Below are 15345 nucleotides of genomic sequence, written 5' to 3' on the forward strand. Positions count from 1 at the left end.
AATTTACACTACACAATAAGCCCAGTCTGCCACCAGACGGAAATTCAATGTACCATACGGCTTTACAATACCCTCTCCATCAACGCTATCTTAGGCTTATCGCGCGGAGCCGCTCAACCAATGGTTAATCTTGCCAACGCTCACATCGGCATTGTCGGTCTCGGCTATGTAGGACTTCCCCTCGCCGTCGAATTCGGCAAGCATTTTCCTACAGTCGGTCTTGATATCAACGAAAATCGCATTCAGGAGCTTCTCGCCGGAACCGACAGCACGCTGGAAGTTACGGCAGAGGAACTACGTCAAGCCGGCCAGTTACATTACACCAGCCGGCCTGATGAATTAGCCACTTGCAATGTCTACATCATCACCGTCCCTACCCCGGTCGATGATTACAGACGGCCTGATTTCCGCCCGTTAATCGGTGCTAGCACGACCGTGGGTCGCTTGCTCAAGACAGGCGACGTAGCCATCTACGAATCCACGGTCTACCCTGGCGCCACCGAAGAAGTCTGTGTGCCGATCTTAGAGCGAGAATCGGGCCTCAAATTCAATCGAGATTTTTTTGCCGGTTATAGTCCAGAGCGAATTAACCCTGGTGACAAGGAACACCGGGTCACCACCATCCGCAAAGTGACTTCCGGCTCCACCCCGGAAATTGCTGATTTCGTCGATCAGCTCTACCAGCGCGTCATCGCCGCCGGCACCCATAAAGCGTCCAGCATCAAGGTGGCGGAAGCGGCCAAGGTGATCGAAAACACCCAACGCGATGTCAATATCGCGCTGATCAATGAATTGGCCTTGCTATTCGACCGGCTGGGCATCGACACTGAAGAAGTGCTGCTGGCGGCTGGCTCCAAATGGAATTTTTTACCGTTCCGGCCCGGCTTGGTCGGCGGCCACTGTATCGGGGTTGATCCGTATTATTTAACGCATAAAGCTCAGGAAATCGGCTATCACCCGGAAATGATTCTAGCCGGCCGACGGATCAACGATGGTATGGGCGCCTACGTGGTTCAGCGGGTAGTGAAGCTAATGAACCAGCGGCGGATCGCCGTGATGGATGCCAATATTTTGGTCCTTGGGCTGACGTTCAAGGAGAATTGCCCTGATTTACGCAACACGCGGGTGGTCGATATCGTTCGTGAATTTCGCGATTACAACGCTTGTGTTGATGTCTACGATCCATGGGTGGACTCTGCCGAAGCCAAGCATGAGTATGACATTGAGCCGGTACAAGACCCGTTACCCGGCCATTATGATGCGATCATTCTAGCGGTCGCCCACCGGCAATTTCGTGAGATGGGCATTGAGCGTATCCGCCAACTGGGCAAACCCAACTCGGTGTTATTCGACGTAAAATATATCCTGCCGGCCACGGCGGTCGATGGTCGGCTGTAAAATCAGGATCAAGGAGATTCCATGAAAGTCTTAGTGACAGGCAGCGCGGGATTTATCGGCTCAGCGCTGGCGCTGCGCTTGCTGGAGCGAGGGGATAACGTCGTCGGCCTTGATAATTTGAACGATTATTACGATGTCAATCTAAAAAAAGCCCGGCTGGAACGCCTGCGACCGCATCGCGGTTTCACCGATATCCGCGCCAGCCTTGAAGATACCTCCGCCCTCACCGAGACTTTCGTGAAACATCGCCCCGAGCGGGTGGTAAATTTAGCGGCGCAAGCTGGGGTTCGTTACTCTATTCAGAATCCACGCGCCTACATCGACTCCAATCTGGTTGGCTTCATCAACATCCTGGAAGCGTGTCGCCATTACGGCGTCGAGCACCTGGTCTATGCCTCGTCCAGCTCAGTGTATGGGGCCAACACCAAAATGCCATTTTCGGTGCATGATAATGTCGATCATCCGGTGAGCCTCTACGCCGCCACTAAAAAGGCTAACGAGTTGATGGCGCACACCTACAGCCATTTATATGGTCTGCCGACGACCGGCTTGCGCTTCTTCACCGTCTACGGCCCGTGGGGTCGGCCGGATATGGCGCTGTTCCTGTTCACCCGCAACATTCTGGCGGGTGAACCGATTGACGTGTTCAACTACGGCCATCACCGCCGAGACTTCACCTATATTGATGATATCGTCGAAGGGATCCTTCGCGTACTCGATCATGTGGCCGAACCGAATCCAGACTGGTCAAGCGATACACCGGACTCTGCCACCAGTCGCGCGCCTTACCGGCTGTACAACATTGGCAGCCATCGGCCCATCGAATTGATGCGTTATATTGATGTGCTGGAACAATGCCTCGGCCGTAAAGCGATCAAGAATCTGTTACCGATGCAGCCCGGCGATGTGCCGGATACCTATGCGGATGTCGATGCGTTGATCCGCCATGTCGGCTACCGGCCCGATACGCCCATCGAAGAAGGGGTAGCACGGTTTGTGGCGTGGTATCGGGATCATTATCGGGTTTAGGGCGCCTCCACCTGTTTCCAAACACAGTGCCCGCCGCTGCTTTGATCTAAAAAATCCAAATAGCGGGTATGGGCTTCGGCTTCCTCAGCGCCGGCTCGTAACACCAAAAGCGCTGGGCGGTTGCAGGCCACTCGTGTTTCCCGAACCTCACCGCCTTGGCCTAGCGCCCGTGCGTCGCCGTGCTCGCGCTCGAACATGGAGCTTTGCTGGCGGGTCATCGCCAAATAAACATCGGCGAGAATTTCCGCATCCAGCAAAGCACCGTGCAAGATCCGCTGTGCGTTGTCGATGTTATAACGCTTGCATAGCGCATCCAGGCTATTGCGCTGGCCGGGATGGCGCTGGCGAGCGAGTAGTAGGGTATCTTCAACCGCACACATCTGTTCAATGACGATTTCGGCGCGCCCGCACAACCGCAGCTCGTGGTTGAGGAATCCCAAATCGAAGGGGGCGTTGTGGATGATCAATTCGGCACCGCGCACGAAATCAAGAAATTGCTCGGCGATCTCGGCAAAGCGTGGCTCGCGGGCCAGGCGTTCGTTGGTGATGCCGTGGACTCGAATCGCTTCGGCATCAATCCGCCGATCTGGCTGTAAATACGTATGAAATCGTCGTTCGGTAAGCCGGCGATTGACCAGTTCGACACAACCGATCTCAATGAGCCGGTGTCCTTGTGCCGGATCAAGGCCGGTGGTTTCGGTATCAAGGACGATCTGGCGTGCGGACATGTTGGCTTACCTTGCAAGACATCATTGGATCAGTTTAGCGGATCGCCGCGCGCGCGAGCTGATCCACCCGTTCGTTGTCGGGGTGACCGCTGTGGCCGCGCACCCATTCCCATTCGATTTCGTGAGGCGTCAGCGCCGCTTCCAAGCGCTGCCAAAGATCGATGTTTTTGACCGGTTGGCGGCCGGCGGTTCGCCAACCCCGCTGCTTCCACCCGACAAGCCATTCCGTCATTCCCTTCATCACATACTGGCTATCGGTTACGATCCGCACTCGAACCGGCCGCTTCAACGCTTCCAAGCCATGGATCACAGCCAATAGTTCCATGCGGTTATTGGTCGTCTCCGGTTCACCGCCGGACAATTCTTTTTCCTGATCCCGATAACGCAGCAAGGCACCCCAACCTCCGGGACCGGGATTGCCGGAACAGGCACCGTCGGTGAATAACAGCACCCAACCTTCGGCGTCGGTCATGTCAGATGGCGACCTCGCCATCGCTGAGCGTTTCCAGATTCAAGGCGGCGGCCAACAACGCTTGAGTATACGGATGCTGTGGCGCTGCGAACAGCGCTTGGGCAGGACCCGCTTCGACCACCCGACCATTTTTCATCACCAAAAGATGGTTGGCCAACGCTTTTACCACCCGCAAATCGTGACTGATGAACAGATAAGCCAGCCGATAGCGGCTTTGTAAATCGCGCAGCAGATCGACGATTTGCGCCTGCACTGACACATCCAGCGCGCTGGTCGGCTCATCCAGCACCAGCAAGCGCGGTTGGAGCGCCAGGGCACGGGCGATAGCGATGCGCTGACGCTGACCACCGGAAAACTCGTGAGGATAACGGTCTTGGGTAGCCGGGTCCAGGCCAACCTCGGTCAAGGCTTGGCCGATGCGAATACGTCGGGTTGTACGATCCCCGGCCAGACCGTGCACCAGTAAGCCTTCCTCGACGATTTCACCGACCGATAAGCGGGGGCTAAGCGAACCGAATGGGTCTTGAAACACGATTTGCATCCCCTTACGCAGTGGCCGCAAGGTCGTGGCCGGTAAACCGTCGATGCGCTGCCCCTCAAAGCGGATCACGCCTTGACTGGCCAGCAGGCGCAGGAGCGCCAAGCCCAGCGTGGTCTTGCCGGACCCGCTCTCCCCCACCACGCCGAGTGTTTGCCCTTCCCGCAGGCTGACATCAACACCATCGACCGCCTTCACGTAGTCTGTCACGCGCCCGAACAGGCTGCGTTTTAATGGAAACCAGACTTTCAAAGCCTCGCCAGCCATGATTTCCGGCGCATTGGCCGCAACCGGTGGGGGTTCGCCTTTCGGCTCAGCGGCCAACAATTGACGGGTGTAAGGGTGGCGAGGATTGGCAAAAATCTCAGCGACAGATCCCGTTTCCACCACTTCGCCCGCCCGCAACACACAAACGCGATCCGCGATCCTGCGCACGATACCGAGATCATGCGTGATGAACAGGATCGCCATGCCTAGCTTGGCTTGCAGTTCTTCAAGGAGCTTTAGAATTTGCGCCTGGATCGTTACGTCCAGGGCGGTGGTTGGTTCATCAGCAATCAAGATATCGGGGTCGTTGGCCAGGGCCATTGCGATCATCACCCGCTGCCGCTGGCCACCGGATAGCTCATGCGGCAAGGCATTCAGGCGCTGGCCAGCATCAGGCAAGCCCACCAGCGCCAATAATTCCAAAATCCGGGCGCGCAGTGCCGCACCGCGCAAGCCTTTATGCAATTCCAGGGTCTCCCCGATCTGCTGCTCAATGGAATGCAGCGGATTGAGCGAGGTCATCGGTTCCTGAAATACCATGGCGATCTGATCACCACGAATTTGCCGCATGGTCTCTGGCGCAGCGCCGATTATTTCCTGGCCGCGCAGGCGGATACTACCGGCGGGATGATGGGCGTGCGGATACGGCAATAGCTGCATGATCGATAATGCCGACACCGACTTGCCGGAGCCGCTTTCCCCAACCAGCGCCAGTGTCTCGCCGCGATTTAAGCGAAACGAAACCTGCTTAACCGCCGAGTGCGCTCCAAAGGAAACCGCCAAGTCGCTGATTTCCAGCAGCGGGACAGTTGTAGGGGCTTCAATGGGCATAATGTCTCCTGTCAATAACAGCTACCTCTTCTTCCGCTTGCTCAGTTTTCAAGACACGATGTGCCGTAGACACGGACAAAGCCCCCAAGCGCGCAGCCCGCTCCACGGCTGACAACTGACCCAAAGCCTCGACGGCTCGATAAAATGCCGGAAAGTCCTGATTTTGCTGTTGATACAAGGCAAAAAAAGCCGGCACCCAACGATAATAGGTGCTGTTACCGGCCAACTTGGCGTTATTGAGATCGTGCGCGAACCAGCGATCATAGCCGGCATAACCGTTCCAGTGCTGCTTCAATCGCTGATAATCCTCACGCAAATTCGTCAAGATGGTCTTTTTTTCCACCTGCTTCATCGTATCCGTCCGAGACGACGCATATACGACCTGTAAACGCTCACGAGCGGCTCCTGTCAGCGCCAAAAAGTCACCGCGCCGCTGACAATCAGCCTGGTATTCGGCCCGTTCGCGCGCGGTGCCGTGCTGCTTCAGCCACCGTTCCGCCCCCAAACGGCCGACAGCGGTCGCAAAGGCTTCATTGAAACCCGTGTCGTCGGCGATATAAAGCCGCTGATGAGCCAACTCATGGAACATCAACTCCGCCAACCGTCCCACCGGCCACAAGGTAAAGGTGTTCAGCAAAGGATCATCAAGCCACCCCAGCGTCGAATAGGCCGGTATCTCAGCGACGTACACATCATCACCGGCAACGCGCAGATGGGTAGCCAACTCGCGGGCGGCTTCAGCATCGAAATAGCCTCGGTAGCTCAAACAGCCGACCGTCAAATAACACCACTGGCGCGGTTCCAGGGAAAGCGCAGGTGCGGCGAATACATTCTGAACCGCATAAGGTCGTCCCAGATCGGCATAATGCCGATAGCTGCCATTGTCGGGCAATGCCAGATCGGTGCTGGCAAAGGCCCGTAACGCTTGTGTTTGTTGTAGCCGCTGCTGCAATGCCGGTGGCGTCGCCGGATCAGCCAGCACGTCAACGACTGGCCGCGCCGCGTGCAACAACGCCAGTTGTCCCGCTACCGCTTGCCGGTAATAGCTCAAGTCGGCGCAACCGACCAGCGCCAACCCACCAACAACGCCAAATAACAACAGACCAAAAGCACGCCACATCGTCTAAAAACGTCTAAGGTTTATCAACCGGCGGCATCTTCCGCCTAAAATCAGCCCATCACGAAACCAACCCATAGCCATGAAACGATGACCCCGAATCCATTGGAAATTTATCTGGTCGGCGGCGCGGTGCGCGACGAGCTGCTCGGCCTGCCGGTCAAGGAACGCGACTGGGTTGTCATCGGCGCGACTCCCGACGATTTGCTGGCGCGCGGCTTTCAGCCGGTTGGCAAGGATTTCCCAGTCTTCCTACACCCGCAAACTCGTGAGGAATACGCACTCGCCCGCACCGAACGCAAAACGGCGCCAGGCTATTACGGTTTCGATATCCAAGCCGGGGCCGAGGTCACGCTCGAAGAGGATCTGCGCCGCCGCGATCTCACGATCAACGCCATCGCCCGCGACACCACCGGTCGCCTGATCGACCCTTACCAAGGGCGCCGCGACCTGGAAGCACGCCGGCTACGGCATGTCTCACCAGCTTTTGCCGAAGACCCGGTACGCATTTTGCGACTGGCCCGTTTCACTGCCCGCTACGCCGAACTCGGCTTCCAGGTAGCCCCCGAAACGATGGCGCTGATGCGTGCCATGGTCGCTGACGGTGAGGTCGATACCCTGGTACCGGAGCGGGTTTGGGCCGAAACCGTGCGCGCCCTCAGTGAACCCCGACCGGAGCTGTTTTTCGAAACCTTGCGCGCGTGCGGAGCGCTAGCGGTGATCTTTCCAGAAATCAACCGCCTGTTCGGCGTACCGCAACCGGCCGCGCACCATCCCGAAATCGACACCGGTGTCCATACGCTGATGGCCTTGGCGCAAGCGGTTCGTTCGCAAGCGGATGTCGTGACTCGCTTCGCGGTGTTGGTGCATGATCTCGGTAAGGGCACCACACCACCGGAGGAATGGCCACGGCACATCGGCCACGAACAGCGCGGCGCCGATTTGGTACGCGGCCTGTGTCACCGGTTGCGGGTTCCCAACATGTTTCGGGAATTGGGTGTACTGACTGCCCGCTATCACACGCACTGCCATCGCGCGCTAGAACTGCGCCCCAAGACCCTGCTCAAGATTTTGCAAGCCATGGACGCCTTCCGCAAACCGCAACGCTTCGCTCATTTCCTGCTGGCCTGCGAGGCCGATGCGCGTGGTCGGCTCGGTCTGACAGAGCGCGCTTATCCCCAGGCGACGTTGCTGGCGTGCGTGCAACGCGCGGCGACGGCCGTCAGCGCCCGTCCTCTGGCGGCACGCGGCCTGACCGGCCTGGCGCTGGCGGCCGTGCTGCAAGAGCAACGGCTAGTGGCCATCACCGAAGCCAAGCGAGTCTTCGAGGGTAGCGTCACTGCTTAGGTATTGATCTTGTGCAACGCACGCCCGTGAACCGACAAAGCCGCCTCGTGGATCGCCTCATACAGGCTGGGGTGTCCGTGGATGGTGCGAGCTAAATCCTCGCTGCTGGCCCGAAAATCCATCGCCAAGACGGCTTCCTGGACCAGCTCGGAAGCAAACGGCCCGATGATATGGCAACCCAGCAGGGTATCGGTCTCGGCGTGAGCCAGCATCTTGACCATACCGCTGGCGGCTTCCATTGCCTTGGCGCGCCCGTTAGCGCTAAAGGGGAACGTACCGATTTTGTAAGGCACCCCTTCCGCTTTAAGCGCCTGCTCCGTTTTACCGGCCCAAGCAATTTCGGGGCTGGTGTAAATCACCCAGGGAATGGAATCGTAGTTGAGATGCCCGTGTTGGCCGGCGATGTTTTCGGCCACCATGATGCCCTCCTCCGAACCCTTGTGCGCCAGCATCGGCCCACGTACCACGTCGCCAATCGCGTATACACCCGGCAAATTGGTCTCACACAGATCGTTGACGTGGATATTGCCGCGTTCGTCAAGGAGCAGCCCGGCTTCAGGGGCTGCAAGATTAGCCGTGTTGGGCAAGCGTCCTACCGACACCAAGAGCTTTTCCACGACGAGTTCATGGTCGCCGGTCTTATCCCGAAACTGCACCTTGACCCCGGCCTCGGTTTTCTCCGTTCCCATCACCCGCGTGCCGAGGTAGATATCCAAGCCCTGCTTCTTGAACTGGCGGAGCGCCTCGCGCGCGATCTGCTGATCGGCCAGAGCCAGAAAATCCTCGACCGCTTCCAACATCACTACCTTGGCGCCGAGACGGCTCCACACGCTGCCCAGCTCTAAGCCAATCACGCCAGCGCCGATCACCCCCAAGGTCTTTGGCACGGTACGGAAATCCAGCGCACCGGTCGAATCGACAATCACCCCTTCGGCGTTATCCACCACAGCCGCCCCGATATGAATCGGTTTGGAACCGGTGGCAATGATCACATGGTCGGCGTTAACTACCTCGGTGGTGCCATCGCGGGCTGTGATCTCAACTTGGCGATCAACCAAAAGCCTGCCATGGCCCTGCAACCACTCGACGCCATTGGCCTTGAACAAGGCACTGATCCCGTCGGTCAACTGCAGGACGATTTCTTCTTTGCGTGCCATCATCTTATCGAGATCAAGGCGGATGCCATCGACCTGAATGCCGTGCCGATCAAGGCCGTGCCGCAAGCGATGGTATTGCTCGGAAGATTCGAGCAGCGTCTTGGACGGAATACAGCCGACGTTGAGGCAAGTGCCGCCAAGAGCCGGATTCCCCTTAAAATTGATCCATTGTTCCACGCAGGCGGTTTCTAAACCGAGTTGGGCGCAGCGGATTGCCGCCACATACCCGGCGGGGCCACCACCAATGACAACCACGTCGTAAGTCTTAGCCATTCTTGTACCTTTAAATACCATGCCTAGACCCCAATTCCCCGCAGGGAATGGGGCGGTCAGCAAAAGAGAGTCTCAACGGATTGAGCCGGCGGCGTTGCCAAATCCCGCAGCGCCAAGCCAACCCGCTCAGACATTCAAAATAAGCCGTGCCGGGTCTTCGATGCATTCCTTGACCGTCACCAGGAAGGTCACCGCTTCGCGGCCATCAATGATGCGATGATCATAGGAGTGCGCCACATACATCATCGGCCGAATCACGACCTGACCGTTTTCCGCGACCGGGCGGTCTTTGGTCGCGTGCATCCCCAAAATACCGCTTTGCGGAGGATTGAGGATCGGGGTTGACATCAGCGAACCGAATACCCCACCGTTGGTGATCGTGAACGTGCCGCCGGTCATTTCCTCGACCGTCAATGTGCCATCTTTGGCTTTCTGGCCAAACTCACCGATGGCCTTTTCAATATCAGCCAGGCTCATCCGATCCACATCGCGCAGAATCGGCACCACCAGCCCGCGTGGTGAGGAGACCGCAATGCCGATGTCATAGTAACCGTGATAGATGATGTCATTACCGTCGATGGAGCCATTCACCGCCGGATAGCGCTTGAGCGCCTCGACCACCGCCTTGACGAAAAAGCCCATGAAGCCAAGTCGCACCCCGTGTTTCTTCTCGAAGTCGTCCTTATAGCGATTGCGCAGATCCATGACCGGCTTCATGTTGATTTCATTGAACGTCGTCAACATGGCCGTGCTGTTTTTGGCCATCAACAGCCGCTCGGCGATGCGGGCGCGCAGCCGCGTCATCGGCACCCGCTGCTCCAACCGGCCGAGACTATCGGGCGGCAGCGGGGCACCGGCGGGCGCCACGACCGGAGCCGGCCTGGGCGCTGCTGATGCAGCCATCACCGGGATCGGCGCCGACACCGGCTTGGCTTGTTGGCGCCCTTCGAGAAACGCCAGCACATCGGCCTTGGTCACACGCCCGCCGCGCCCGCTGCCAGGCACCTTCGACATATCCAGGCCATGCTCGGCCGCAAGCCGACGGACTGCCGGACTTAGCCCCTCCAGATCGACTTCGGTCGCAGGCGCAGTGGGTGACGGCGTGCTCGCCGCTGCCACGGGGGGCGTGGCCGGCGGCATCGCCTCAGAACCTGCGCTTTCCTCCAGCGTGCCGATCACCTCACCGGTGGTAACGACTTCCCCTTCTTGTCGCACGATTTGGCTGAGCACCCCATCAGCCGGCGCCGGGATATCGAGCACGACTTTATCGGTCTCTAAATCCACCAGGTTTTCGCCCCGCTTGACCGTATCTCCCGGTTTTTTCTTCCAGTTGACGAGCGTGCCGTCGGTGACGGATTCGGGCAAGGAAGGGACTTTCACTTCGATGGTCATTGTCTTTGTTCCCTCGGTTTCTGGGCGATGGGTTGCATCTGGGCGGCGGAATGCCTACTCGCCCAGGGCATCGTTAACCAGCTTTTGTTGCTGTTCGACATGGACGCTGTGATAACCGACTGCCGGTGAAGCGGAATGGGGGCGGCCGGCATAGCGGATCTTAAGCTGCGGCGGCAACTCTCGATCCAGATGGTGGAGCGATTCGAACCAAGCCCCCTGATTTTGCGGCTCTTCCTGGCACCAGACCAGATCGGTGAGGTTGGGGTAGCGATTCACCTGGGCGCTGTAAAGCGCTTGGGGAAATGGATAAAGCTGTTCGATGCGGATGATGGCGACATGTGCCAGCTTGCGCTCGCGGCGGGCTTCCAGCAAATCGTAGAATACTTTGCCGCCGCACGCGACCAGCCGGGTGATCTGGGCCGGATCATGCGGATCGATCTCAGGAATCACCTCCTGAAAGTGGCCTTCGGTCAGATCTTCCAGGCTGTTCACCGCCAGCCGGTGCCGTAACAGGCTCTTCGGACTCATTACGATCAAGGGTTTACGGAAAGCGCGGCGCATCTGCCGGCGCAGCATGTGGAAGCATTGCGCCGGAGTGGACGGCACCACCACCTGCATGTTTTGCTCGGCGCATAGCTGAAGATAGCGCTCCAACCGCGCTGAGGAGTGCTCCGGCCCTTGCCCTTCAAAGCCGTGCGGCAAGAGCATCACCAAGCCGCACATCCGCCCCCACTTGGTCTGACCGGAGGAAATAAACTGGTCGATGACCACCTGTGCGCCGTTGGCGAAATCGCCAAATTGAGCTTCCCAGATAATCAGACCATTCGACTCGGCCGTCGCATAGCCGTACTCGAAAGCCAGTACCGCTTCCTCGGACAGGATCGAATCGATAACAATGAAGTTCGGCTGGCTGGGGTAGAGATTCATCAACGGCACGTAACTGGTGCCATCTTTTTGATTGTGCAGCACCGCATGCCGATGGAAGAAGGTACCACGCCCGCAATCCTGGCCGGAAATGCGGACCTGATAGCCTTCTTGCAGCAAGCTGGCGTAAGCCAGGTTTTCGGAAAAACCCCAATCCAGGGGCAACGCGCCGGCCGCCATCTTGCGCCGGTCGTCCATCAGCTTGGCAACGCGCGGATGCATTTCAAAACCTTCCGGCAATTTGAGTAACCGCTCGGACAGGTCGCGGATGGTTTCCACCGAAATGGCGGTGATGACTGGTTGACTCCAGTCCTCCACCCCGAATGGGGACCAGTCGATGGAATAAGGTCCCTTGACATGGGGTAGCGTGGGGCGCGAGACCTGCCGCCCGGCATCCAGATCCGCCCGGTATTTTTCCTGCATTTCCCGGAAATCGGCCTCGGTCAGCAAGCCTTCGCTCGTAAGCTTTTCAGCGTACAGCACCGCCGTAGTTTTACGCGCCCGGATCTTGCGATACATCATGGGTTGTGTCGCCGCCGGCTCGTCGGCTTCGTTATGACCGAGGCGCCGGTAGCAAATCATGTCGATGACCACATCCTTATTGAAGGTCATCCGATATTCCACTGCCAGGCGGGTGACGAACAGTACCGCTTCGGGATCATCGCCGTTGACGTGAAAAATCGGGGCTTGCACCATCTTGGCCACGTCGGTGCAATAGAGCGCCGAACGGGTGTCAAGCGGGTTGCTGGTGGTGAAACCGATCTGGTTGTTGATGACGATATGGATGGTGCCGCCGGTGCGATAGCCGCGCACCTGCGAAAACTGCAAGGTTTCCATGTTAACGCCTTGGCCGGCAAAGGCGGCATCGCCATGGATCAGTAGCGGCATTACCGAATTGAACGGTGGGGTTTCCGCGCCGGATTCACGCCGCCGCTCCATGCGAGCGCGCACGGAACCTTCGACCACTGGATTGGCAATCTCCAGATGCGAGGGGTTGAACGCGAGCGCCAGATGCAAAGCGCCACCGGGGGTCTGCACGTCCGAGGAGAAGCCAAGATGGTACTTCACATCCCCGGTACTGCCGACTCGGCGCTTACCCTCAAACTCGTCGAACAGCTCAGCGGGGGATTTGCCGATGATGTTCACCAGCACATTCAACCGGCCGCGATGGGCCATGCCGATGATGATTTCCTGAATACCCTGGCCGCCGGCCTGCTGGATCATCTCGTCCATCATCGGGATCAAGCTCTCGCCACCTTCCAGCGAAAACCGCTTCTGCCCCACGTAACGGGTGTGCAGGTAACGCTCCAGACCCTCGGCCGCCACCAGCCAGTGCAGCAACTCCATGCGCTGCTCAGTGCTCAGATCGAGTCGAGCGCGCTGGCCTTCCAACCGTTTCTGAATCCAGCGCTTCTCGGCGGTCTCGTTGATGTGCATGTACTCGGAACCAATCGGGCCGATGTACACATCGCGCAGGAGACCCATGATGTCGCGCAGCGTCCATTGCGAGGGCGCCACCAGCGAGCCGGTGTTGAACGAGATCGCCATATCGGCCTCGTTCAACCCGTGATAGCCAGGGTCCAGCTCCGGGACTGGCGGGCGGTTGCGCAATTTCAGGGGATCGAGATCGGCCGCTTTATGGCCTCGGGTCCGATAGGCGTTGATGATGCGCAAGACCGCCGCCTGCTTTTCTGCCGTCTGGGGGCTGAGTCCTTGGCTGCGCTCCATGCCAGCTTGAGGCTGCAAAGCCAAACGGGCGAACGAGTCACGAATCGGGCCGTGGGCGATATCGCGGGCGCCCTGAGTCTGCGCCTCCATATTCCGGAAATACTGCCGCCAATTATCGTTGACCGATTCCGGATCGGTGAGAAAGCTTTCATAGAGTTCTTCTATGAACGCGGCGTTGCCGCCGAACAGGGGCGAACTTTGGCGAAACTGCTCGATGAGCGTACTCATTCGATTGAGATCTCCTCGGTGGTGGCGGATGTTCGCACCCAATGGCTAGGGCGCGATCAACGCAAGGCGGCATTGGGGCCTGGCTCCCAGCCGGACCCCTGGGCATCTGGCGGAAACTCGGTCTCCGGTCAGCTTTCTACAGACACCGGAGCATGGAGGTGCTAACCCCAGCCGACCAAACGCCGCGTCGGCCAAGGGCTAGAGGCCATTAAGCTAGGCATTGAAAGGATTATAGCGGTGCAGCGGATAGGGATAAACCCACAGCACCCGTCCAAGCCGTTGGTCGGGTTCCCGCCTAAATTTTTGCCATCGTAAATGCTCTGCGGTACATTCTTTCACGATGGCATCTTGCTGTTCGATGTCAGCACAGCGGATGGATTGCCGGCTGGTTCCACCGCTTGGTTTGTTCCATTTAGGAGGGAATCGCTATGGTTGCCACCAACCCCCTCGCGCACGGAGCGCACGGACACCACCCCAGTGACAGCGAACCCTACATGAGCGATGCGCAGCTCGCTCAATTTCGTAAGGTTCTGATCGACTGGAAAGACAGCCTTCTAGATGATGTGGGCCGTACCGTCACCCACATGAAGGATGAATCGGGATCTTTCCCCGACCCGAATGATCGGGCTACCCAAGAAGAGGAATTTAGCATCGAATTACGCACGCGGGACCGGGAACGCAAACTGCTTAAAAAAATCAATGAATCCATTGCGTTGATCGAGAGCGGCGATTACGGTTACTGCGAAGGCTGTGGCATCGAAATTGGGCTGGCGCGTATGTTGGCCCGGCCGACTGCCACCCTATGCATTGATTGCAAAACATTGGAAGAAATCCGAGAAAAACAAGGTAACTGATCGCCACATTCACTCTATCCCCGCTACCCGATATTTGCACGCCTAACCCTGGCTGAGCGCCTGTCGGGCTTGCCTTTTCCTGCGGTGCAGGACATGGTTCGAGGTCGTTTTGCGCCCTCGCCTACGGGGCCGTTGCACTTCGGCTCACTGGTCGCGGCGGTGGGTAGTTTTCTGGAAGCGCGCCGCCACGGTGGCGAATGGCTGGTCCGCATCGAAGATGTGGATGGACCTCGCGCCCGACCGGGGGCGGCCGATCTTATCCTGCGCACGTTGGAGCGCTATGCCTTGCTGTGGGATGGGCCGGTGCTGTACCAAAGCCAGCGGGGTGAAATCTATCGTGCCGCGTTGGAACGCTTGGTGGGTGCCGGTCTCGCCTATCCCTGTACCTGCACCCGACGAGAATTAGCCGCCTATCCACGCAGCAGGGATGGCAGCCCAATTTATCCCGGCCATTGCCGCAACAGCCCTCAGCCATCAGCGCGCCCGCCTGCGATTCGGCTGCGGGTCAATGACACGCCGGTATCATTTTACGACGCAGTGCAAGGCAGCCATCGACAGTGCCTGGAACGGGACATCGGCGACTTTGTAATCCGCCGAGCCGACGGCTGTTTCGCCTATCAACTGGCGGTGGTGGTAGACGACGACGCCCAAGGCATCACCCAGGTCGTGCGCGGCAGCGATCTGCTGGATTCAACCCCCCGACAAATCTACCTGCAAAGATTACTGGGGCTACCGTTACCCACCTACGCTCATCTGCCGGTCGTTGCCGATAACACGGGCCAAAAGCTGAGTAAGCAAACCGGCGCACCGCCGCTTGATCTTGAGCAGCCGACTGCGATGCTATGGGCTGCGCTGGACTTCCTGGGCCAAGCGCCGCCCTCGGCCTTGTGGCGGGCATCACCCAAAACGCTATTGGCCTGGGCGTGTTGCCAATGGCGTTTAGAACACGTCCCTATCGCATCGTCCCGGCCATGGCCAGCAGCTTTCTTGAGCGGCAACCTTTCGAGTCGTCATGAATAGCGGCGGTGGACTGTAGACAAGACCGAGAGCTTGAACTAGAAA

Annotated in this window: 12 protein-coding genes; 5 read left to right on the forward strand and 7 right to left on the reverse strand. The window is 58.4% G+C overall.

Features of this window, described 5'->3' with window-relative positions:
- The first annotated feature begins 120 nt into the window (after positions 1-120).
- Positions 121-1398: a Vi polysaccharide biosynthesis UDP-N-acetylglucosamine C-6 dehydrogenase TviB gene (gene tviB / locus BN873_RS14165; RefSeq protein ID WP_048674948.1), complete on the forward strand. Its 1278-nt coding sequence runs from the start codon at positions 121-123 to the stop codon at positions 1396-1398.
- A gap of 21 nt (positions 1399-1419) precedes the next feature.
- Positions 1420-2427: an NAD-dependent epimerase gene (locus BN873_RS14170; protein ID WP_048674952.1), complete on the forward strand. Its 1008-nt coding sequence runs from the start codon at positions 1420-1422 to the stop codon at positions 2425-2427.
- Here the strand turns inward: BN873_RS14170 and dnaQ are convergent.
- From dnaQ to BN873_RS14190, 4 genes are read right to left on the reverse strand one after another with little or no spacing between them, the layout of a single operon-like run.
- On the reverse strand, positions 2424-3155 hold the full coding sequence (gene dnaQ / locus BN873_RS14175; RefSeq protein ID WP_048674956.1) for a DNA polymerase III subunit epsilon: 732 nt from the start codon (positions 3153-3155) through the stop codon (positions 2424-2426). The genes BN873_RS14170 and dnaQ overlap by 4 nt on opposite strands.
- 34 nt (positions 3156-3189) lie before the next feature.
- The gene (gene rnhA / locus BN873_RS14180) at positions 3190-3627 is read right to left on the reverse strand and encodes a ribonuclease HI (RefSeq protein ID WP_048674960.1); all 438 of its coding nucleotides are present in this window, start codon (positions 3625-3627) and stop codon (positions 3190-3192) included.
- Position 3628: 1 nt separating this feature from the next.
- Positions 3629-5263: an ABC transporter ATP-binding protein gene (locus BN873_RS14185; protein WP_048674963.1), complete on the reverse strand. Its 1635-nt coding sequence runs from the start codon at positions 5261-5263 to the stop codon at positions 3629-3631.
- The gene (locus BN873_RS14190) at positions 5253-6383 is read right to left on the reverse strand and encodes an aminopeptidase (protein WP_071244283.1); all 1131 of its coding nucleotides are present in this window, start codon (positions 6381-6383) and stop codon (positions 5253-5255) included. Before BN873_RS14190 ends, BN873_RS14185 begins: the two co-directional genes overlap by 11 nt.
- 102 nt (positions 6384-6485) lie before the next feature.
- On the opposite strand from BN873_RS14190, the gene BN873_RS14195 reads away from it, so the two are divergent.
- Positions 6486-7727, forward strand: coding sequence for a multifunctional CCA addition/repair protein (locus BN873_RS14195; protein WP_048675092.1), 1242 nt, complete (start codon positions 6486-6488; stop codon positions 7725-7727).
- Here BN873_RS14195 and lpdA read toward each other — a convergent pair.
- The 3 genes from lpdA to BN873_RS14210 form a co-directional block, all read right to left on the reverse strand.
- The gene (lpdA, locus tag BN873_RS14200; protein WP_048674965.1) at positions 7724-9157 is read right to left on the reverse strand and encodes a dihydrolipoyl dehydrogenase; all 1434 of its coding nucleotides are present in this window, start codon (positions 9155-9157) and stop codon (positions 7724-7726) included. The genes BN873_RS14195 and lpdA overlap by 4 nt on opposite strands.
- Positions 9158-9283: 126 nt before the next feature.
- On the reverse strand, positions 9284-10549 hold the full coding sequence (gene odhB / locus BN873_RS14205; protein ID WP_048674968.1) for a 2-oxoglutarate dehydrogenase complex dihydrolipoyllysine-residue succinyltransferase: 1266 nt from the start codon (positions 10547-10549) through the stop codon (positions 9284-9286).
- A 54-nt stretch (positions 10550-10603) separates the two neighbouring features.
- Positions 10604-13429: a 2-oxoglutarate dehydrogenase E1 component gene (locus BN873_RS14210; RefSeq protein ID WP_048674971.1), complete on the reverse strand. Its 2826-nt coding sequence runs from the start codon at positions 13427-13429 to the stop codon at positions 10604-10606.
- A 428-nt stretch (positions 13430-13857) separates the two neighbouring features.
- Between BN873_RS14210 and dksA the strand changes: the two genes are divergently transcribed.
- Positions 13858-14283 carry an RNA polymerase-binding protein DksA gene (gene dksA / locus BN873_RS14215; RefSeq protein WP_048674974.1) on the forward strand — a complete coding sequence of 142 codons (426 nt, stop codon included), beginning with the start codon at positions 13858-13860 and terminating at the stop codon, positions 14281-14283.
- 93 nt (positions 14284-14376) lie between these two features.
- Positions 14377-15303, forward strand: a complete 927-nt coding sequence (gene gluQRS, locus BN873_RS14220; RefSeq protein WP_048674978.1) for a tRNA glutamyl-Q(34) synthetase GluQRS — start codon at positions 14377-14379, stop codon at positions 15301-15303.
- Positions 15304-15345: the final 42 nt, after the last annotated feature.

It is taken from the genome of Candidatus Competibacter denitrificans Run_A_D11, from assembly GCF_001051235.1.
GTDB lineage: Bacteria > Pseudomonadota > Gammaproteobacteria > Competibacterales > Competibacteraceae > Competibacter_A > Competibacter_A denitrificans.